The sequence below is a fragment of the Mycobacterium gordonae genome, assembly GCF_017086405.1.
Classification (GTDB): domain Bacteria; phylum Actinomycetota; class Actinomycetes; order Mycobacteriales; family Mycobacteriaceae; genus Mycobacterium; species Mycobacterium gordonae_D.
Map to the genome: position 1 here is coordinate 4667963 of NZ_CP070973.1, position 21492 is coordinate 4689454.

General features: G+C 66.8%; 17 protein-coding genes and 2 pseudogenes. 8 read left to right on the forward strand and 11 right to left on the reverse strand.

The window, feature by feature from the left end; genetic code table 11:
• The first annotated feature begins 43 nt into the window (after positions 1-43).
• Positions 44-313, forward strand: a complete 270-nt coding sequence (locus tag JX552_RS19980; RefSeq protein WP_205873660.1) for a DUF4242 domain-containing protein — start codon at positions 44-46, stop codon at positions 311-313.
• 3 nt (positions 314-316) lie between these two features.
• Here the strand turns inward: JX552_RS19980 and JX552_RS33430 are convergent, their stop codons facing one another.
• Positions 317-3220: an ATP-binding protein gene (locus JX552_RS33430; RefSeq protein ID WP_205873661.1), complete on the reverse strand. Its 2904-nt coding sequence runs from the start codon at positions 3218-3220 to the stop codon at positions 317-319.
• A gap of 155 nt (positions 3221-3375) precedes the next feature.
• Between JX552_RS33430 and JX552_RS19990 the strand changes: the two genes are divergently transcribed.
• The 6 genes from JX552_RS19990 to JX552_RS20015 all read left to right on the forward strand — a co-directional run bounded on the left by JX552_RS19990 (position 3376) and on the right by JX552_RS20015 (position 9060).
• Complete coding sequence (locus tag JX552_RS19990; protein WP_205873662.1) at positions 3376-4749, forward strand: FAD-binding oxidoreductase; 1374 nt, start codon at positions 3376-3378, stop codon at positions 4747-4749.
• Positions 4750-4835: 86 nt separating this feature from the next.
• Entirely contained in the window at positions 4836-5627 is a 792-nt protein-coding gene (gene mddA / locus JX552_RS19995; protein ID WP_205878573.1) for a methanethiol S-methyltransferase, read from the forward strand.
• Positions 5628-5673: 46 nt separating this feature from the next.
• Complete coding sequence (locus tag JX552_RS20000) at positions 5674-6162, forward strand: glutathione peroxidase (RefSeq protein WP_205873663.1); 489 nt, start codon at positions 5674-5676, stop codon at positions 6160-6162.
• Positions 6163-6208: 46 nt separating this feature from the next.
• Positions 6209-7138 (forward strand): DUF389 domain-containing protein, encoded by a 930-nt coding sequence (locus tag JX552_RS20005; RefSeq protein WP_205873664.1) that lies wholly within the window; start codon positions 6209-6211, stop codon positions 7136-7138.
• Between the two features lie 180 nt (positions 7139-7318).
• Positions 7319-7894, forward strand: a complete 576-nt coding sequence (locus JX552_RS20010) for a hypothetical protein (protein ID WP_205873665.1) — start codon at positions 7319-7321, stop codon at positions 7892-7894.
• Positions 7895-8016: 122 nt separating this feature from the next.
• Positions 8017-9060 carry a TolB family protein gene (locus JX552_RS20015; RefSeq protein ID WP_241010643.1) on the forward strand — a complete coding sequence of 348 codons (1044 nt, stop codon included), beginning with the start codon at positions 8017-8019 and terminating at the stop codon, positions 9058-9060.
• Between the two features lie 88 nt (positions 9061-9148).
• Here the strand turns inward: JX552_RS20015 and JX552_RS20020 are convergent, their stop codons facing one another.
• The 3 genes from JX552_RS20020 to JX552_RS20030 form a co-directional block, all read right to left on the reverse strand.
• Positions 9149-9472 (reverse strand): hypothetical protein, encoded by a 324-nt coding sequence (locus tag JX552_RS20020; RefSeq protein WP_142283972.1) that lies wholly within the window; start codon positions 9470-9472, stop codon positions 9149-9151.
• 319 nt (positions 9473-9791) lie between these two features.
• Positions 9792-10088 (reverse strand): hypothetical protein, encoded by a 297-nt coding sequence (locus tag JX552_RS20025; protein WP_241010644.1) that lies wholly within the window; start codon positions 10086-10088, stop codon positions 9792-9794.
• Positions 10089-10326: 238 nt separating this feature from the next.
• The gene (locus JX552_RS20030) at positions 10327-10764 is read right to left on the reverse strand and encodes a hypothetical protein (protein WP_205873667.1); all 438 of its coding nucleotides are present in this window, start codon (positions 10762-10764) and stop codon (positions 10327-10329) included.
• A 446-nt stretch (positions 10765-11210) separates the two neighbouring features.
• Between JX552_RS20030 and JX552_RS20035 the strand changes: the two genes are divergently transcribed.
• Positions 11211-12374 (forward strand): N-acetylmuramoyl-L-alanine amidase, encoded by a 1164-nt coding sequence (locus tag JX552_RS20035; protein ID WP_431195873.1) that lies wholly within the window; start codon positions 11211-11213, stop codon positions 12372-12374.
• Between the two features lie 11 nt (positions 12375-12385).
• Here JX552_RS20035 and JX552_RS20040 read toward each other — a convergent pair whose 3' ends face one another.
• The 7 genes and pseudogenes from JX552_RS20040 to JX552_RS20060 form a co-directional block, all read right to left on the reverse strand.
• Complete coding sequence (locus JX552_RS20040; RefSeq protein ID WP_205873668.1) at positions 12386-15136, reverse strand: glycoside hydrolase family 2 protein; 2751 nt, start codon at positions 15134-15136, stop codon at positions 12386-12388.
• Between the two features lie 211 nt (positions 15137-15347).
• Complete coding sequence (locus tag JX552_RS34170; RefSeq protein ID WP_431195874.1) at positions 15348-15545, reverse strand: PE family protein; 198 nt, start codon at positions 15543-15545, stop codon at positions 15348-15350.
• Complete coding sequence (locus JX552_RS34175; RefSeq protein ID WP_431195875.1) at positions 15542-15733, reverse strand: hypothetical protein; 192 nt, start codon at positions 15731-15733, stop codon at positions 15542-15544. Before JX552_RS34175 ends, JX552_RS34170 begins: the two co-directional genes overlap by 4 nt.
• Positions 15734-16435: 702 nt before the next feature.
• Positions 16436-16528 (reverse strand): annotated as a pseudogene (locus tag JX552_RS34180) (PE family protein); the annotation flags it as partial.
• 1356 nt (positions 16529-17884) lie between these two features.
• A pseudogene (locus tag JX552_RS34185) lies at positions 17885-18103 on the reverse strand (PE family protein); the annotation flags it as partial.
• 123 nt (positions 18104-18226) lie between these two features.
• Entirely contained in the window at positions 18227-18406 is a 180-nt protein-coding gene (locus JX552_RS20055) for a hypothetical protein (RefSeq protein ID WP_205873670.1), read from the reverse strand.
• Between the two features lie 829 nt (positions 18407-19235).
• A complete protein-coding gene (locus JX552_RS20060; RefSeq protein WP_205873671.1) occupies positions 19236-21170 on the reverse strand; it encodes a glycoside hydrolase family 64 protein in 1935 nt (644 codons plus the stop codon).
• Positions 21171-21492: the final 322 nt, after the last annotated feature.

A 21492-nucleotide genomic window follows, 5' to 3' on the forward strand; every position in this document is an offset into this window, starting at 1 on the left:
CGGCGGCCGTGGTGGGGGTTCGACCGCAAGCGAAGGAGACGCGGTGCCGATATTCATGGTCGAACGGAACTACGCCGAAGAGCTGGAACCGAGCCTGGAAGCGGCGGATGGCATCACCCGGATCAACGACCAGGAAGGCGTTCGCTGGCTGTACTCCTTCCTGTCCGCTGACAAGCGCAAAACCTACTGCCTCTACGAGGCGCCGACGCCGGAGGCGATCAGGTCAGCGGCGGTGCGGGCCGGCCTGCCGGCAGACGTCATCGTCGAAGTCTCCGGCCGGGTGACACCGTCGGGGCGAATGGCTGAAATCTGATCGCTATCCCAGCAATTCGTGGTCAGCGGCGTACATGGCCGCCTGTGTGCGGTTAGCGGCGCCGGTCTTGATCAGGATGCTGCGAACATGGTTTGCGGCCGTGTTGGAGCTGATGAAAAGACGTTCACCGATCGCCCGGTTACTCAGCCCCTCTGCCAGCAGCCGCAACACCTCGACCTCTCGCTCGGTCAGACCGTCCGGGCCGTGCGCCGTCATCTGCAAGTCCACCAGCTCGACCACCCGAGTCTGCCCGATCCGTGCGGCGATGGCGCGGGCCTCGTCGGCCCACTGCCTGGCGGGTCCGGTATCGCCGTGGGCGAGCGCGAACAGTGCGCGCCTGGCGAGGGTCTCGGCGACGTGCACCACCGAACCCAGTCGTCGGTCCATCTCCAGAGCCGAGCTGAAATAGGCATTGGCAGAATCGATTTCGCCGTTCAGCGCCGCAATCCGGGCGAGGTAACGGTCCGCGCTGCCGAACACCGCGACGAACTGTCCCGCCATCAGATTCTTGCCTTCGTAACGCGCCACAAACGGCCGCAGGGTGTGGGCCGCTTCCCGGTTCCCCAACGCCAGAGCCGCTTCCACCATGAAGATCAACTCCATCGGCCAGCGCGCCGCCTCGGACAGTTCGCCGAGGTTGCGGCTGAGCAGGTGGTTGAGCGCACGGACCATGCCCCGCTCACAGTCGACCTCGGTGTACAGAGCCAGCAACCCGGGCAGCCAACGACCGGCGAAAGTCTCACTGCCGTCAACGAATCCGCTGAACCGCCGGAGGGCCCCCGTCTCGCGCCGGATCATGAACATCTGGACTCCGTAGGAGCCTTCGGTCGTGTCGCTGCCGAGTAATCCGCCGGTGCGTACCGCGATCTCGGCCCACCGCTCTGCGTCTTCGAAGTCACCTCGCAAGTACGCCAGGCCTCCGTGAGCGCAGGAGCCTACGAAGCTGAAAAACGGTTGTCCGCACGTTTGGCCCGCACGCTGCATGTCGGCCACCGCCGCGGCCAGGTCGTCGGGCCGTCCCGCCTGATAGCTCGCCAGGGCCCGGAAGTGCGCGGCTGAGCCCAGCGCCTCGTAGTCCCGCCGAGCCAGCGCAATGCGTGAGAGTTCGGTCGACCGTTGCAGTTGGTGCTCGCACATGTCCGGCGTGAGACCGTGCCAGAGACTTGTTTCCAGGGCATGTAGGAGCACCGCCGGGTCGTCTCCCCCGCGTGCGCGCTCGATGGCCAGGCTGCTGACATCTCGGGCACGCACCGTCTCACCGGCGAACGCCAGCGCCCGGCCGAAACTGCCCAGCGCTTGCACGTAGCGTGGGTCGTCGGCGTCCAGACCGCACGATTCCAGCGCCGCGGCCAACAGGTCGGCCGCCTTCGAATCAGCGAGCCCGGGACGCCAATTCGCGTCCTCGTAACCAATGGCCGCCTCCAGTCGCACCAGCGGATCGTCGGTCGCGCTGATGTTCTCGTACATGCCGCGGGCGCGCGCGAAGTCGCCGGCCCGAACGTGGTTCGCGGCCGATCCGAGTCGCAACCCAGCCCGCTCGGCGCGGCTCAGCTCGGGCAGCGACGAGGCACGTTCATACCAGGTCGCGGCGTCTTCATAAGCCAGGCTGTGCTCGGCGATCCGGGCCGCTTCCCGCGCGTAGCGCAGGGCTTGCTCGTGGTAGCCGAGCACATGGGCCAGCAGGTAGTGATTGGCCAGGCGCGGGATCACCGAAGGGTCGGCGCGTTCCTCCAGGGCCCGGGCGGCGCGGGCGTGCAATATCCGCAATCGTGAGGCCGCCATCCTGGCGACCACGGCTTCGCGAGTCAGTGCGTGCACGAACGAGAATTCCCCGTCCGATCCCTGTACCGAACTGATCAGGCCGACGCCCTCGGCCGAATCGACGGCCGCCAGCGTCACCGCCAGATCGGCTTCACTGGCGGCGATCAGCGCCGGCAGGTCGAAAGTTTCGCCGAGCACCGCGGCTTGCTCGATGATCTCCCGCACAGCGGACCCCAGTCCGGCCAGCCGACCGGCGATGGCGTCGCCGATGGAGCTGGGAACGGATCGGTGTGTACTGAGCGCAGCGACGCCCCCTCGTCGTTCCAGATCCTTGCAGAGTTCGGTTAGGAAGAAGGGGTTACCACCGGTCTTGTCGCGTAGCAGGGCCGCCGCGGTGCGCAGCGCCGAACGGGACAATCGTTCGGTGCGGCGGACGAATTCCGCGATCGCCTCGGTGTCGAGGCCGTCCAGATCCAGACGGCGCACACCGTCGAACCGGTGCATCTCCGCCATTCGGGTCAGCAGCTCATCGGAGCGCTCCGGCGCGGTGGTGCGAAACGTCGCCACCACCAGCATGCGTACATCGGCGCAACCGGCCAGCACATGTTCGAGCATCGCCAGCGTCGGGAGCTGCGCCCAATGCAAGTCTTCGAGGATCAGCGCAATGGGTCGCTCAGTTGCCAAGTGGCGCAGAAAACCGGTCAGCGCATCCAGGAGTACCCGTCGGCCGGTGCCCGCGTGGTCGGTGACCGGCAAGTCCGCAACATGCCGCCGCACCTGGGACGACAACCGAATCAGTTGCGCTCCCGCCTCGACCAACGGTTGCGCGAAAGAACCGGCAGCACTTGCCGACAAGAGACGGTCGAGCGCCTCCGCGAACGGTTCGTAGGGGACGCCGGCATCCGCGGTGCAGCTACCCACCAGGACGGCGACTCCGTGGTCGGCCAGGGAACCCGCGACCTCGGCGACCAGACGAGACTTGCCGGCCCCGGGTTCCCCGCCGACGAAAATCGCCTGGCGATCTCCGCTTTCGACCCGCTCCCAGGCTTGCTCCAGCGCAGCCAATTCACCGGAGCGGCCCACGAACGATCCGCGGCGGCGTACGACGACCTCGGCCGGAAGTGGTGGTGGCACCCACTGCGCCATCCGCCCAAGGTAACGGGACCACGGCCACCGAGTCGATAGTCAGATATGACCATTCGCGGACGCCAACAGAAATGCTTCGTTGTGGTCATGACGTGTGGCGGCACCGCGACGTAGCGTCACCGCATCGATTTCGGACTTCGACCAAAGGTGGCGAGATGTCTGCTGCGAGGGCGGTCAGTATCCCAACGTCATTGGCCGGGAGAGTGATTCTTCCGGATGACCCGGGATACGACGACGCCCGCGCGCTCTACAACGCCATGATCGACAAGCGGCCCGCCATGGTCGTGCGGTGTGCATCGGCGGGCGACGTTGCCGCGGCACTCGCCTATGCGCGCAAGACCGGCCTGGCCGTGGCGGTTCGCGGAGGCGGCCACAGCGGGCCCGGCTTCGGAAGCGTCGACGGTGGCATCGTCGTCGACCTTTCCCCGATGGCCGGGATCGAGGTCAACGCCGATACCCGGACCGTCCGGGTGCAGGGTGGCGCGACCTGGGGACAGGTCGACGCGGCCACCCACGCCTTCGGGTTGGCGACTCCTTCGGGAGTCATCGCCACGACCGGAGTCGGGGGGCTGACCTTGGGCGGCGGCCACGGCTATCTTTCGCGCAAGTACGGCCTGACCATCGATAACCTGCTGGAAGCGGAGGTGGTGCTGGCCGACGGGCGGATCGTCGTCGCCTCCGGGTCGCAGCACCCCGATCTGTTCTGGGCGTTGCGCGGCGGCGGCGGCAACTTCGGTGTCGTCACCTCGTTCACGTTCCAGCTGCACCCGGTGCAGTCGGTCATCTGTGGTCCGACGGCGTGGCCGAGTGCGGCCACCGCCGACATCCTCAGCTGGTTCCGCGACTTCATCCCCGCTCAAGACGACGACCTCTACGGCTTTTTCGCGACGATGACGGTGCCGCCGGGCAATCCCTTCCCACCGGAATTCCACCTGCAGAAGGCCTGCTCTGTCGTGTGGTGCTACACCGGCGACCCGGCGCGCGCCGAGGAGGTGTTCGCGCCCGTCCGGCTGATGAAGCCCGCCTTCGATGGCATCGGCGAGGCCCCTTATCCTTCGCTGCAGTCGACGTTCGACGGGTTGTATCCCCGAGGGCTGCAGTGGTATTGGCGTGGTGACTTCTTCCGGAAGATCGACGACGGCGCGGTGCAGGCCCACGCCCGGTTCGTCGAGGAACTGCCGACGATGCACTCCGCGATGCACCTGTACCCGATCGACGGGGCGGTGCACCGGGTCGGACAAACCGAGACCGCGTGGGCCTACCGCGACGTCAACTTCTCGCAAGTCATCGTCGGAGTCGACCCTGATCCGGCGAACGGCCCTGCCCTGCGGCAGTTTACGGCGGACTATTGGGAGGCAACGCGTCCTTCTTCCGCGGGCGGCGCCTACGTCAACTTCCTGATGGAGGAAGGCCAAGACCGGGTCCGCGCCACCTATGGGCCGAACTACCGCCGGCTCACCGAGATCAAGGCGGAGTACGACCCGGACAACACATTTCGTATCAACCAGAACATCATTCCCGCGAGGTGACCGGCACCATGAACGAGTCGAAATACTCTGTCGACGTTGACGACAACGGCACCGGCTGCCCGGTTCGCTCCCACACTGGGGCGGCTATGACCGCGGACGCGGGGACGCCCCTTCGCCTCGTTGGGTTGGTCTACGGCGCTCTCAGCTACGTCGCGTTCCTCGGTGCATTCGGGTACCTGGTGGGGTTCGTGGTGGACGTGGCGGTACCGCGCAGCGTCGACCGCGCCCTCAAGGACCCCCCTGTACAGGCGATGGCCATCGATCTCGGCTTGCTGCTGCTGTTCGCGCTGCAGCACAGCGTGATGGCCCGACCCGCCTTCAAACGATGGTGGACCCGGTTCGTCCCCGAACCCGTCGAGCGCAGCACCTATGTGCTGGTGTCCAGCGCAGCGTTGGCGTTGTTGTACTGGCAGTGGCGTTCGATCGATATCACCGTCTGGCAGCTCGATTCCACGCCGGCTCGGACAGCGGTGTACGCGGTAGGTGCTCTCGGGTGGCTGATTGCGCTCACATCGACGTTCATGATCGACCACTTCGAACTTTTCGGGCTTCGGCAGGTGCTGCACAACCTGTCGTCGAAGCCGCATGTGCAGAAGGGCTTTCGCGCCGTGCTGCTCTACCGGCTGGTCCGCCATCCGCTGATGCTGGGGTTCCTGCTCGCGTTCTGGGCTGCCCCGACCATGACAACGGGACATGCGCTGTTCGCCGCGGCCTTCACTGTCTACATCCTGATCGCGCTGCAGTTCGAGGAGCGAGATCTGGTGGCGGCCCTGGGTGAGCAGTACCGGCGTTACCAGGCACGGGTGCCCATGCTGCTTCCGCGCGGGTGGCGGTTAGCCTGGGCGGTTTGGCGATCGGACAAGGCGGCGACGAAGTAGATCATGAACAAAATCGGACAGCCTCCCCGGTGCTAGCGTCGGTGTGGTGACCCTCAAAGACATCGCCCTGAGCACCCTGGACGGCAAACCGGCCACGCTGGCCCAATTATCCGACGGCGCAACGCTAGTCGTGAACGTCGCCTCGAAGTGCGGGCTGACTCCGCAGTATGCGGCGCTGGAGAAGCTGGCGAAGGACTATGGCGGCCGGGGCCTGACGGTGGTCGGCGTCCCGTGCAATCAATTCATGGGGCAGGAACCGGGGACGGCCGAAGAGATCCAGACGTTCTGCTCGACGACCTACGGTGTGACGTTTCCCCTGCTGGAGAAGACCGACGTCAACGGCGACAACCGCCACCCCCTCTACACCGAGCTGACCAAGGCCGTCGACACCGACGGCAAAGCGGGCGACATCCAGTGGAACTTCGAAAAATTCCTGGTCGCCCCCGACGGTACGGTCGTCAACCGGTTCCGGCCCCGGACCGAACCGGACGCTCCCGAGGTCATCCGCGCCATCGAAGCGGTGCTGCCCCGATAGGCGGCGTGTCGCCGTCCCCATCGGAGTTGCCGCTAATGTGCGGTGGATGCTCCATCTGCGGGTGATCGCGCCGACCGAGTCGAGCGATTCGGTGCTCGAAATCCTTCGCCGTGAGGTGGGGGTGACCCACATCGTCGTGCACCGCGACGCCGCGCTGGATCCGCGGGGTGACGAGATCACCGCGGACATCGCCCGAGAAAGCGCCAACGACGTCGTCGACGAACTCAAGGCGCTCGGACTCAAGCGTCGCGGAGCGATCACCCTCGACGTGGTGGACACGGTGGTGTCGACGGCGGCATATCGCGCCGAGAACGAGGCCGACGGTGACCCTGCGGACGCCGTCATCTGGGACGAACTGGCCGAGCGATCTCGGGAAGAGTCGACGCTGAACGCCACCTTCCTGACATTCCTGACCCTGGCCTGCCTCATCGCGGCCGTCGGCGTCGTGACGGACTCGCCGGTCACGGTTGTCGGCGCGATGGTGGTGGGCCCGGAGTTCGGGCCGCTGGCCGCGCTCGCGGTGTCGATTGTGCGCCGCCGCGGCTACCTCGCCCGGCGGGCGGCGCTGGCGTTGCTGGTCGGTTTCCCGGTGGCGATGTTGGTCACCGCGGTCGCCGTACTGGGCGGCGAGACGGTGGGCTGGATCAAGCTCGGCACCATCCGGCAACTCGATCAGGTCGACTTCATCTTCCAGGTCGGACCGCTGTCATTCGTGGTCGCACTGTTCGCCGGTGCGGCCGGCATGCTCTCGTTGGTTTCCGCGAAATCCGCTGCGCTGGTCGGGGTTTTCATCTCGGTCACCACGGTTCCGGCGGCCGGGTTCGCCGTGGTCGCCGCCACCGTGGGCGACTGGCAGGTCGCCGAACAGTCCGCCATCCAGCTTGGGGTGAACCTGACGGGGATCGTCCTGGCCGGGGTTCTCGTGCTCTGGGTCCACCTTCGGACCAGCTCACGGCGGCGGGCCAACCGCCGCTGAGACCGCGGGCACCTAGCATTGCCTCGTGTAGGGCACTTAGGCGCCTGCGTCGAGGTAGAAAGTCCCTGTCATGACAGCGGTCACCGGCCGAACATGAGCTTTATGCTTCGCGTTCTAGCTGTTGTTGCGGCCATCCTGGGGACCGCCCTCGGGGCAGCCCCGCGAGCCGGTGCAGATCCCATGGCCGACTTGATGAGAATGCTGCCTGCCGGCTACAGCAGCGACTCCTGCAAACCGACCACTCCGAAAACCGCGTCAGCCGCCGTCGAGTGCCGGGACAATGCCCTGCCCAGCGGCCCGACGTATGCGACCTACTCGCTGTTTCGCGACTACACCGGGATGTATGACGCCTTCACCTCCAGCCTGAAGAGCTCGACGTGGACGCCCGCGACATGCCCCGGAAAGCAATCGGCTGATCCAACAGCGGTGCTCGACTCCGGCGGCAAACAGTACGGCTACATCGCGTGTGGGCGCGGCGCCGGCGCCGATTGGCAGGCCAAAGACGGAGCCGTGGCGTGGACCCGCGACGCCGACCACTTCCTCGGTGTGGCATACGTCGGCTACCAAGGCCAGGCATATCCGACCAGTCTGTTCAACTGGGTCAGAGCACAGCAGATCGAGAGCGATTGCGCTGCCTCGGGTGGCAAGTACACCGCCTGGCACGGTGACGCCGAAATCTACTACTCGAATTGTTGCTTCAAAGACCACTGCGACGAGTACGTCGACGGGGCCTATCAAGGCCGCTCGCAGGGATGACCGGTCGTTGGAGTCCCGGACACCAGCGACCCCGGGCACGTGGCGCCTGGCTTCTGGTGCAGATCGCGGGTTTGGCCGTCGCCGCTTGCACGTCGGCCCCCAATCCCGCACCCTCGAAGCCCTTGGCGCCAAGCGCTTCTCCCGGCACCCACGCCGCACTCGTCTATTCGAAGGGCGGTGCGCTCTACCTCAGCGACCCCGCCGGTGCGCCGGGCCGAAGACTCACTGACGGACCGGCGGACACCGACCCGGCGCCATCTCCCGACCTCGCACATGTGGCATACATCCACCGGGCGAACGCGTCTGACTACGGTGGGGAGCTGTGGGTTCTGGATCTGTCGCCGGCGCGGGCGCCCACGGGCATGCGGCGTCTCGTGGATCCCGGCGCCCTCTTGCCGGGATTCGGCAACCCGGCATCGGGCGGCGCTTCGACGATCGTGCGCCCACGCTGGTCCCCCACCGGGGAGCGCGTGGCCTTCCTGCAGGCCGGGGAGGGGGGCGGGCTGCTCCTGGTGGCCGATGCCAAGAGCGGCGGGACCGTCTCGCAATCACTGCGGATGTTCGCGGACGACAACTACGGGTGGGCGCCTGACGGCCAGCACATCGCCTGGGCCGGGGGACGCAGCGACGTGTCCCCCGTCGACGTCAACGTGCTCACCGTCGGTGCCGCGTCGGTTCCCGTCGCCAAGGACACCAACGCCTTCTCAGTTACGTATGACGTTGCGGGTCAGGCGATCTGGTTCGCCAACGGGAACGCATCCGGTCATTTGTTCGACGGGATTCCATTCACACTCCGTGACGGCGGCATTTACTCAGTCGCCGCCCCCGCCGGCGGACCCGCCGATCCGCCGGCGGCGGCGACACCGCTGATCAAGGGACAGTCGCTTTACGGCGACATCGCCGCACTGTCGTCCGGCGCCATGGCGTTCACCGAGACGAGCGCGGACGGGTCGTCGAAGGCCATCCGGGTTGCCGATGCGCACTCGTCGGTGGCCCGCACGACGATCAGCCAGGTGGCGACGGACAGTCCCGGCCCTGTCTGGGGACCGGGAGACGTTGTCGCGTATGTGGATTCGGACAAACACCTGGTGGTGACCGATGTGGACAATCGGTCCCCCAGGCAGATCGACACGGGTGTGGACGCATTCGCATGGCCGCCCAATTGAGCACCGGTTGCGCCGGCCGTCGTGAAACGAACAATCCCGACGGCCGGCGTTCGGATCATCAACCAACCGGCCGGAATCGAGCGCTATCTCACAGGCCGGGCAAACAGATGGGCGATCCGTTGCAGGTGTTCGCCGGGGACGGGTCTCCCTCGAGGATGTGCGCGCCGACCTGAATGCCGCCCTCGGTTCCCGGGTGGCCCAGGCTTCCGCCGTAGTAGTGGTGGCACGTGTTCATGTCCCAGACGACATCCGGCATGGGCAGCGGGCTGCCGGGGCACCAGATGCGGCTGCACATCGCCAATTGGTTGCAGATTCCCGTCCCGGGGTCGGCTTGTGCGCTCCCTGCGCCGAGCCCCAGCGTTGCCAACCCAAGCGCACCCGAGAGCACCGCTCCGGCAATGATTCGCTGCATGTGGATTCTCCTTTTCGGTATGTCGCGTGTCAGCGTCGTGCTGGAAACGTATAGGGGCGCGCTTGCGGATTTCTGGTGTTTTGCGATATCAGCAGGTCAAAGGCCGCAACGGGGGAAAAAGGGTGAAGCGATCGGAGGCTTCTGACCGAGAAGCCACGCGATTCCGCATCCCGCCGGCCGCACCATGCGGATCAGCCCGTCGGCGGTGACGAGGTGGCTGCGGGGTGATCTCGAAGGGGTCGCCCAACTCGGCGGTCGCGATCCGACCGCTAAGACCGATAGCGCGGTGGGTATGCCGTTGCCGATAGACCCGGCACCGTCACGATCGCCCGGGATCCGTCCCGCGAACGGATTCGAGGCGCTGGGTCACTCGGGCCAGCGCTTCGTCGAATACCACGACCTTCTCACTGCGCCGTTCGTTGGCCGGTTGCGCGGCGCCGCGCGCTCCTTCGGCCTCGACGCGAGCCGCTCCCTGCCGCCTCAGCAGGCTGAAGTTCTTCTCACGCGCAGTCCTGAGCCGGCTCTGCAAATCCTTCAACTGCTTCTCATTCATGAGCGCCAGCGCGTCGGCGTGACTCTCGGCGATCAACGAGCTCTCCTGCTGGGTCAGGTTCACATGGTGATTTGCCACAGTTACTTAATAATCTGCGCAGGGTGAAACGGACGACGAATAGCGCATGACACGCCGAATCGTCATGACCGAGCCATCTGACGTTCACTCGTCGGGGGTCGCCGGCCGCCTGCCACGGCACGTGCCGCGTCCCGGTCGGACAGCCCGGCATCGACACGCCGGCGCCTGTCGACGTCGGCACACCGTCACCCCGCCCCATCAGTCCGCGGTGATCGCAGCCGCCCTATCCCACTTGAGTGAGCTCCAGATGCTGGGTCACCCGCGGCAACCCCTTATCGGACCCGCATATCGGCCTCGTGATGCCCGATTGATTCTCTCCGGCAAAGGTAATCGGATCCCATCTGGCAAAGCTGGCGTAAGCGCCCGGAACCCGCGTACCCGAGGGACAGAACGCGTCGGAGTGCCATGCCAGTGTCCATTGGCCGTCGAAGATCCGCGCCTCCCCGAAGGCCGGTCCACCGGGGGTGTTGGCGACCGATGCGCATCCCTCACCGCACGGGGTGACGTACCAGTCGCTGGTGGTGACCTCCCCGGATGCCGAGGTCACAATCGATATGTAGTGGCCGTTCATGGCCGGGGAAGCCGAGGCGACACCAGCCGAGCCGACCGCGAGCCAGCCGCTGAGCACGGCGAGCGAGACGATACCTCGTGCAACGATCATGGTCCGGTGTCCTTCCCTCAGAGCTGCAGCCATTACCCCCTAGATTGGCTATAGCACAAAGACGCAGGAGTTGGGACTCCCCTTTCCAAGGGTTCGTACTGAGCGAATCTTCGCCGCACCTCAGCCATCACCGGACCCGCGGCGCCGGCGATCAGCGAAAGCATGGTCCGGTAAACGAAGCAGTCAGTTGCGAAGCAGACTACCTACCAAGTGATTACAACCCGCTGTTTCTGACATACGTTGGCTGAGGCCGATTTTCAGCACAAACGTGTGGACACGTCGACTCTCGTTCCTGAGATCCTTTTGACAAAGCTGTTAATCCGCTGTGTTCGAAGGAAATCCGCTGCGGCGGGTCGCGTCGGAAATTTCGTCGACGCGAGTACGGTGTTGCCGTGCCGTTATCGTGCGGGTGCTCAGCGACACCCGCTGTTCCACGCCGCAACGTCTTGAAATACGTTGCGGCCGCCCCGGTTGCGCTGAGCCTGGGCGCTGTCGCAGCGGGTCTGGCGCCACCTCCGCGTGCGGGAGCCGATCCCGTCCTGGTGGCGGCGGTCGAGGCCCCCGGGCAGCCGCCCAACGTCATCATCCGCGCGCAGTGGGGGGCCGACGAGATGCTTCGCCGCCGAGCCCCGGTGTATGACAACGGAATCAAGGCCGGAGTCCTGCACCACACCGCCACCGTGAACGAGTACGGACCGCAGGATTCCGCGGCGATCGTGCGGTCGATCTACGCCTACCACACCCGCAATCTGGGCTGGCCGGACATCGCCTACAACGCGCTCGTCGACAAGTACGGGCAGGTGTTCGAGGGCCGATTCGGCGGGCTGGCCAGACCGGTTCAGGGCACACATACCGGAGGTTTCAACCGCAACACGTGGGCGGTGTGCATGATCGGCGAGTTCGATGCGGTGGGCCCCACGCCGGTTCAAGTGCGCACCGTGGGCAGATTGTTCGGCTGGCGGCTTGCCATGGATGGTGTCGACCCTCATGGCAGCACCGCGTTGACATCGGACGGGGGACCATACACCCGTGTCCCACGCGGCGCCGTTGTGACCTTGCCGAGCATCTTCGCCCATCGCGACGTCAGTGACACCGATTGCCCGGGCAAGCTCGGGTATGTCCTGATGAGCCAGATTCGGGATATTGCAACCAAGTTCACCAGCCGCCCGAGCCCCTCGGAGCTAGCGCAATCGCTGGAAGGTAGTGCCATCTCTGACCGGTGGCAGGCGATGGGCGGAATGAACGGCGCGCTGGGCGCACCGAGATCGCCGGAATCACAGGGAGCAGGAAGCACGCGGTACGTCATCTTCGACAAGGGAGCGATGTACTGGTCCGCGGCCAGCGGCGCCCAGCCCGTCACCGGTGCCATCTACGCCGCCTGGGGCGCCCTGGGCTACGAACACAGCGCCTTGGGGCTGCCGACCAGCGCCGAGATCCAAGAACCAGAATGGATCTCACAGAACTTCCAACACGGGACGCTCAACGTTGACCGTCGAAGCCGCAAGGTCTCGAGCGTGGTCGATGGTGTCGCCGCCCTGGTGCCGCCTCCCTCGGCAGACGGGCCGCCAGTGCAGCTTGAACGATTTTCACCTGCGCGCAACCGGGTTTGACGCGCGCGGTGTCATGACACGGGGACGGTGATCGGGGACGTGTTGTGTCCAGTCACCCGGACCCAGTGCGCTGACGAACCCTGACCTGTGACGGCTCCGCGGATCTCGGCGGTCTCTCCCGGAAATACGGTCACGTAGTTGTCGTCGTACTGCACCGGAAGAATTTCGTCGCCGTAGCGCGCCGAGACGATCTCGGCACGTTCGAAGAACGCGACGTTCTGCGTGGGGTTGTGCAGCCGGATGACGACGCTGCCATCGGTCGAGTGGGCCGTGATATCCAACGGCACGCGCGGCATGAAATTCAGTGCGGTCATGTCCGCCCAGCTGGCCTGCGTCGAATCGAATGCGCGGTCATTGTCCGGGTCCCCGACGTCATCGGGCTGCTGGGACTGCCAGTACACGTTTTCCGCGACGATCTCGCCGGAAGGGCGGGTCAACTGACACCGGACGAAGAACACGGGTGAGCTTGCGACGCCACCCGGCAGGGACATGGCTGCGACGGCGTCACCCGCGGGCACATCGATGCGCCTGGAGGTTTGGTCAGCCTGTAGGGCCCCCTGCAGGTCGTAGACACGGACCCGTGCGTACAGATCCCGCTCGTCGTTCTGCGTCTGATTGACGACACTGACGCGCCCCGGGCTACCGCTGCCGCCGGCATACGAATCGAATACGACGGACAGCGGGCGCAGCCCCTTCTTCGCTCCGAAATACGCCCCGCCCGGGCGTAGGTAGTAGTCGAAGAGCTGCCCGAAGAAGGACGGCCAGTGACTGTTCAGCATCCAGTAGATGGTCATCTTGTGGGTATTCCATCCCTGGGCGGCGAAGGCCTCGAACTGTGCACGGGCGCCCTCGTACTGGGCCAATTGCGCTTTGGCAGCGAACATCTCGGCGCTGCTGGACAGCCCGTAGCGCATGCCGATTGAGCGCTGCGCACTGAGTAATGCGGCATTTTTCGGCTGCCCCCCCGCGTGGAAATACCAGCTGTCGTTGATCGGCCACAGCTTGTCCGGCGGGATGAATTTCCGCAGACTGGCGAACGGGGGGATCTGTTCATTGCTGCCCTGTTCCGCGGATGCGCCCCAGGTGGCACCATATCGGCGGCTGAACCAGTAGGTGGGAGGTCGCCACGTGTAGGGCCCCGCCATATCGATTCCGTCCCATTGCGCGATGCCGTCGCCATCCCGGGCCTGCAGGGATGCGGTGTCGACGATGGCGTTCTGCCAGTGCAGCTCTTCAAGGATGGACCGGTAGCGGGCGCGGATTATCGGTGGTGGCAACCCGTCACTGCCGTTCGCCCAGATGAACGCCGAGGCATGCGAGCGAAGCGCCTGGACCTGTGAGCGCAGGCTGGCCATCGCCACCCGGTCGTCTTCGGCGTCCCACTGCTCCCACTTCTCCCATTGGTTGCAGCACATCCAGCCGGCCATCAGCGGGATGCCCATCTCGTCCGCCTTTTCGACGAGATGTTCACTGGCTAGTTTGCCCTCGAATCGAAGCATGTTGAGACCCAGATCCTTTGCGTACCGCAGAATTGCGGTCTCTCGGTCGGGGTCGTACCTGAAGAGCAGATCCGGGGTGTACGCCGCTCCGCGGATCGGGAAGTTCTTCCCGTTGACTTCCAGAAAGAAGTCGCCGCCCTCACCTGAGAAACCTGTGTCTCGATGCTGGGTGACGGTCCGGATGCCGAAACGAAGCTCCTTGGCATCGCTGACTCGATTGTCGACCCGCAGCTCCAGCCGGAGGTCATGCAGGCTCGGCCGACCCATGGTATGCGGCCACCAGAGGTCAGGATGCTCAAAGTTCAATTGCGGGAATGTATCTGGTGTCAACGTGAGCTGGCGTTCCTCGCCCGGCGCGAGAGTGACCGCCTGCTCGGCGTAAACCGCGGATTTGTCAGGACGAGTGATGATGACGCGCAGAACGCCACGCGCGCGTCGAGTGGAGTAGTTGTGCAGGTCGGCGCGGACGGTCAACCGTGCACTGTCGGTGCGCGGTAGGGGAAGTTCGGAATTGACCGTTGCCGAACCGATTCCCATGCCTCCCAGCGCATTTAGGTACACCGGCTTCCAGATGCCGGCGTTTCGGTCTGGCACGAAAGACGTTCCGCGCCGGTCCGGATCCCGATCGGGCGCCGGCAGACCGAGGTAGTCCCAGTTGATCCAGTCGTTCCAGCTGTCGGCCAACTCGACACCGTCCACGTCCTGCAGCGCACGCTCGGGGGCCACCTGCACAGCCAGAAAGTTCGGCTGCCCGGGCCGAATCAACGGCGTCACGTCGAACTGATGAGCGGCGTACATCCCGGCGACCTGGTCGCGGCCGGCCACCAACCGTCCGTTCAACCAGATGTCAGCGCGGTAATTGATGCCGGGGAATCCCAACAGATAGGTCTGGCGACCCTCGGGCGCGGTGAACTGGGTGCGGTACCACCAGTCGCGTTGATAGAGATCCGGTGGCACGTGATCGCGAAGATTCTTGCCCACATAGAGATCTCGGTAGACACCGTTTTCCCGGAGTATCTCCAACACGGTGGCCGGCATTCGCCGGACCTGGTACCACGCGGCGGCGTCGTAGTCCGGCGACGACACGCTGTCACCGCCCACCGAGATCGTCTGTGCCGGAGACAGCATCCAATTGTTTGACAGCTCAAGGTGTTCCGGTGCGGCGGCGAACGCGTCGGTGATTACTGGCGAACGCGCTGCGGCGCATAAGGCAAGAGAGGTGAGCGCCAACAAGACGACGATCTTGACGGCGGCCTTCCGCATGCTTGTCTCGGCTCCTCGAATCCGGTGTTCGGCTCATCATGCCGTCGACCTTCTGCCGACGCCAACAGGGCGGTAATCGTGGCTGATTGGAGTCGACTGCGATGACCACCGCCGACGACCGGCCGGTCGCAGCCGCCGGGCCTCATCCAGCACCACCAGAATCTTGCCGGGTCGGCGCGCATGTCGTCGCGCGGCCCCGTCCTGGGTGCGACTATGCCTTCCCGTTGTTTCCGTTGTCGCCGAGCAGCAGTCCACCGGCGCCGCCGGTGCCGGCTGTGCCGCCGGCTTTCCCGGCGTTGCCGCCGTTGCCGCCATCGCCGACGAGTAGGGCGTTGCCGCCGTTACCGCCTTTGCCTGCGGTAGTGGCGCCGAATCCACCGGCACCACCGTCACCGCCGCTGCCGGTCACGCCGGATTTGCCGCCGGCGCCGCCGGCACCTCCGGTGCCGTTGCCGTTGGCGTTGGCGCCGGACCCGCCAGCCCCACCGGCCCCGCCCGAGCCGACCAGGAGGCCGCCATTTCCGCCGGCGCCGCCGGCGCCGCCCTGTTGGGTGGTGCTGCCGCCGGCGCCGCCGTGCCCCCCACTGCCGCCCGCACCGCCAGAACCGAATAGGAGGCTGGCGTTGCCGCCGGACCCACCGGCCCCACCGGTCAGGGTGCCTGTCCCGCCGCTGCCGCCGGCCCCGCCGGCGCCGAGGGACAGCGCGCCGGCGTTGCCCCCGACACCCCGGCTCCACCGGTGTTGCCGCCGGACCCACCCGCGCCCCCGGTGCCACCGGCGCCGAACAGACCGCCCGTGCCGCCGGCCCCGCCGCTGCCGGCCAGCCCGCCGGCACCGCCGGCGCCGCCGTCGCCGAACCCCAGCCCGTTTCCGCCGGCCCCGCCCGTGGCGCCGGGGCCGCCCGCCCCGCCGACTCCGCCATTGCTGAACAGGCCGCCGTTACCGCCGGCCCCGCCCACACCGGTGGCCCCGGGACCCGCACCGTGACCGCCCGTGCCGGCCGCGCCGGAGAGGAACCCGGCGTTGCCGCCGCGCCCGCCTGCCCCGCCCTTGCCGGCATTGATCGCCTGCCCACCGTCACCGCCGGTGCCGCCGGCGCCGTTGAGCAGGGCTGAGCCGCCGGCACCGCCCGCACCGCCGATACCGCCGGCGCCGTTGGCGATGCCGCCGGCGCCACCGGTACCGCCGTTGCCGAACAAGACCCCCCCGGCCCCGCCGGACCCGCCCGCGCCGCCGGCCCCGCCGGCGGCGGTGCTGGTCACGCCGTGCGCGCCGTTGCCGCCATTGCCGAACAGCCAACCGCCGTCCCCGCCGGCCGCTCCCGTTCCCGGAATTCCGTTGGCGCCGTTGCCGATCAGCGGACGCCCGGTCAGTGCCTGGACTGGCTGATTGACGATGTTGAGCGCATCTTGTTGTAAGACGTGCACCGGGTTGGTGCTCAGGGGTGCGTTGAAGCCGTCGGCGCCCAACAGCTGCCCGCTGATGCCGCCGACGCCGGCCTTGCCTGTGGTCACCCCGCCCGTTCCGCCGCTGCCGGCGTTGCCGCCGTTGCCGATCAGCACACCGTTGCCGCCGGCCCCACCGTTGCCGCCGGTCGTGACACCGGCTCCGCCGTTACCGCCGTTGCCGCCGTTGCCGAGCACCCCGGACCTGCCGCCGGCGCCGCCGATCCCGCCGGTGGTGACGGCAGCTCCGCCGCTGCCCCCGGTACCGCCGGAGCCGATCAACTGACCGGCATTGCCGCCCACTCCGCCAGTGCCCCCAGTGGTGCGCCCCAAGCCGCCGGCGCCCCCGGCGCCGCCGTTTCCGGTGAGCAGGCCGGCATTGCCGCCGGCACCGCCCGCGCCGCCGGCCGTCTGGCCGTTGTTGAGTCCTTCTCCGCCGGCACCACCGGCGCCGCCATCGCCGAAGCCGAGCGTGCCGGCGTTGCCGCCCGCCCCACCTGCCCCGCCGGTGCTGCCCAGGCTCGAACCGCCGCTGCCGCCGGTGCCCCCGGCGCCGAACATCCCGCCGGCGCCGCCGGCGCCGCCGGCCCCACCGGCCGTGCCGGCAGTGGTGGACGTGCCGGTTCCGCCGGCCCCACCCGTACCGCCGGTGCCGAACATTCCCCCGTCGCCGCCGGCGCCGCCGGCCCCGCCCGAGGCGCCGGCCCCGCCCGATCCACCGACTCCGCCGTCGGCGAACAGCCCGCCGGCCCCCCCGGTTCCACCGGCGCCGCCAGGGGCGGTTCCGAAGGTGAATCCGCCCGCGCCGCCAGTCCCCGCGGCCCCGAAGAGCAGACCGGCGTTGCCGCCAAGCCCACCGGCCCCACCGCCCGCGCCCGCGGCGTCAGTGGACGAACCGCCAACACCACCGACCCCACCGGAACCGACAAGCATGGCGTTGCCGCCCGCCCCGGCCGCCCCCCCAGCCTTGCCGGCCGTTGTCGCGGTACCGCCGGCCCCACCGGCACCGCCACTACCGAACAGACCCGAGGCCCCGCCGGCACCGCCCTTGCCACCGTCCGCTCCCGCCGTTGAGGTTCCGGACCCACCCGCCCCGCCATTGCCGATCAACCATCCACCGGCGCCACCGTTCTGGCCCGTCCCAGGAGCGCCGTTGGCGCCGTTGCCGATCAGCGGACGCCCGGTCTGTGCCACAAATTGCGCGTTAACCACGTCGAGCAGGCTTTGCAAAGGCTGCGCCGCAGCGGATTCGGCCATCGCATAGGAGCCCGCACTGCCGGTCAAAGCCTGCACGAACTGCTGCTGAAACGCCGTCGCCTGCGCGCTCGCGCTCTGATAGCCCTGGCCGAACGCCCCGAACAGTTCCGCGATGGCGACCGACACCTCATCCCCGGCCGCGGCCAGCAGACCCGTCGTACGGGCTGCCGCAGCGGCGTTCGCAAAGTGAAGCGCGGACTCTATTCCGGCCAGATCTGTTGCTGCCGTGTTCATCAACTCCGGTAGCGCGATTACAAAGGACATTTCGGCACCCTTCCTATGGGTCAGGACCAAGAGGTCGTGACGAGTGGTTCGATCGCCAAACCGCGGCCTGTCTGGTGAGCTATGAAAGATCGGGCTGGCGGCAATGGGCGACAACGGGCCGCCTCAACCGCCGTCGTTAAGCGGTTCAGCCCACTTGTCGTGTGTGGTGGTATTCCGTTGTTTCCGTGAAGATTTGAGCGCACCGACGACGCTGCATCCGGATGCGCCCCGCCGGCTGCGCAGTTCCTCGGCTGGGACGATGCGGCTGATGCCCTGCCCGCGTGTCACGATGCCGGTCACCATGCATCGACGCTACGGGGCGCGTTGCCGGCCCGTCATGACCACAACTAGGCATCTTTCCGCCATTGGCGATAGTCAGATCTGACTAACCAGCCGTCGACCATATGTTCGTGGGCCACGACCAGCGGCACGGCTGAGGTCGGTCGTCGCATCGAGTCCACCGCGGCACGATTCGAGCAGCAAGAAGGCGTGGACATGAGCTCGTCCAGCGCGCCGATTGTCGGATAACTTCCCATGGGCCGATTGTTCGCCGGGGCGCGTGTTGGATCATGGGGCAGATGCCTCAACTTCGGGCGGGGCAACTAACGGCCGACGAGACGAGAACTGTTGTCCGCCAGGTAGATGGCGGCCATGACGGGCCACGTGGTCGGACACTGGCGCGGCCAGAACTACTGCCCGGAGCAGCGGCGGCACCAGAGTCATCCGGCAGCCAAAACCGAAGCCCGATAAGGCGGCAGCGACTCACCCTCGGATACCGGGTGCGCCGGCGCCAACGCCTCGTGACATCGGAACCCGTCGCGCGCCACGCTTTCATTGAATACGCTGTGGCACAGGCGAATCAGTCGGGCTTCATGGCCACACGGCGGCAGCGGCCGAGCGGTCGGCTGGGAGAACGCGCGTGGCGTCTCAGGTCGAAGGATGCGCGGCTGATCATGCCTCGTCCCCTATGATCGAACAGGCTTGTGGGATAAGGCCGAAGGCCGGGCGAGCGACGACGTCAGAACCCGGGTTGGCCAACAGCTCGCCCACGAGCAAACCCCAGTGTGACGCCGGCGCGCCCGAACGACTGCACCCCGACACCGCAACATCGGCGGCGCTAGCACGCTTGACGTTAGTAAAGGGTGAATGACAGCTGAGTCGGCGGCTGCGGGTTGTTGAGGATCAGCACAGAGCTCTGGTTGTTCACGTCATCGAACGGGAAACCGTAGGCGAAGTTGAACATGCTGTTGGCGTGGAAGAACTGTGCCCAATTGTTCCACCGCCCTGCGGCCGGATAGTAGGCGGCGACAGTGCTCCACTGATCCGGCGACATCGCCACACCGCGGTTGAACGCCGCGTTGAGCTCGGCGAGGAACGCCCCCTGTTCGTGGGTGCCGACGAATGGGCCGTTGGACGCGAAAACCTGCGCCGTCGTGGGCTTCACCATCGTGTACGTCGAGGCGGCTTTCCCGTCCGGGGTGACGGTGTAGTGGAACAGGCCGCTGCCGTCGATGTTTCCCGTCACCGTGTAGCCGGGACCGTCGTAAAAGAACTGGTTGGTTTCATAATTCGACCAGAAGTCGTTGATCGGTTGATCGAGCCAGGTGGCCAGGCCGCCGGGGGTGGCACTGCGCGGGGCCAAGATCCGCAGCGGATCGCCGTTGCCGTCGTTGAGGACCAGGGCCTGGAATTCAGTCGGGACCGAGGCCACGTACTGCTGGAACACCTGGTCCCGCGACAGCGTGATGCCGCGCGTCCCGTCAAACCCGGTGGAGTCCTGCCCCAGCGTAAATGTGAACGGCAACCCGAACTGGTCCACCTGCGTGGTGTTACCCCCGAAGGCGACTGCGCCGTACTTGTACGTCATTTCGTACCAGTCGTAGACCGTGTTGTAGTTCGGATCGGCGGGATTGGCTGGGTCAAGACCCGCCCAGCCCGAATTGTCGGCGGCTATACCGATATAGAGCGGGTTCTTCATCGACACAAACATCCGGCCGCCCTGAAATTCCGACGGTATGGCGAGGCTGCCTGTCTGGTCGAGGGTGAACGACATGTTCGCGTAATTCACGCCGTTGTACGTGAGATGACCAGGAGCATTGGCCGCGCTGGAATCGATGTGGTGGGCCATGCCGTTCTGGTCGACCCACGACCACTGGCCGGGTGTCGTCTGGCCGAGCAGGGTCAGGTAAATCTCGCTGTTGCTCAAACCCGTGTTGTTGATGAAAGGGCCAACGCGAAATCCGCCGGGAAGGCCGTTGGCGCCGTTGAGGCCCGCCTGACCGGGGCTCCCCAGAAATCCGCCCGCTCCTCCGGCGCCGCCGAGGCCGCCGGTCCCCCCCGCACCCCCGGCACCGAAGTTGCCTGCCGCATCGGCTGGGCCTCCGATCCCACCAGTGCCGCCGACTCCACCGGCGCCGCCGGTGCCACCGGTACCGAACAACAGCCCACCGTGACCGCCGATTCCGCCCGCCCCACCAGGGCCGCCGGGGCCGCCCGGCTGCCCCGCAGCGCTGTTCGTGGTGCCGGTGGCGCCCACTCCGCCGGCGCCACCAGTGCCGCCACGACCGAACAAGCCTGCCGCACCCCCGGCACCCCCGGATTGCCCGGCCGCTCCCGAGCCGCCGTCGCCTCCGTTGCCCCACAGGAGTCCACCAGGCCCGCCGGCCTGACCGGTGCCCGGGGCTCCGTTGCGCCCGTTGCCGATCAGCGGGCGCCCCAGTAAGGCGTTGAAGGGCGCATTGATCACGTCCAGGATGGTCTGCTCTATGGTCTGCAACGACATCGCACTGGCAGCCTCGGCGGAGGCATAGGCGCCGGCCCCCGAATTGAGGGCTTGCACGAACCGCTGCTGGAACGTCTCGATTTCCGCACTGATCGCCTGGTAGGTCTGCCCGTGCTCGCCCAGTAGCGCCGCAATCCCCGCCGAGACCTCATCGGCGCCCGCGGCCAGTAGCGTCGTGGTCGAACCCGCAGCAGCCGCATTGGCTTTGGTGACCGACGAGCCGATCACCACCAGATCTGAAGCCGCCGTGACCACCATCTCTGGCACCGCAGTGACGAACGCCATTCCGCACCTCCAGTAATCCAATTCGACGCCGAATCCTCGACAGAGGATTACCGGCAAATTGCCTGAAGGTCAACAGCGGCGAACACATTGCGACTGATGCGTGACGGCTCCCGCCCGACGAAGTCTCGCCGGTTGTTAATGGACCGAGGTCGTTGAGAGAAGTCGCCATTATTGTCTAACAGTGAGAGGAAAAGCCGATTACTCTCACGCGTGGTAGAGACTGCACCGGCTCGCGCTGTCACCGATGAGCGCGTTGGAGATCAACACAACGCCGCTAACCGCACACGCCTGACTCGTTCTTATCTGGACGTGGACGCGGCAA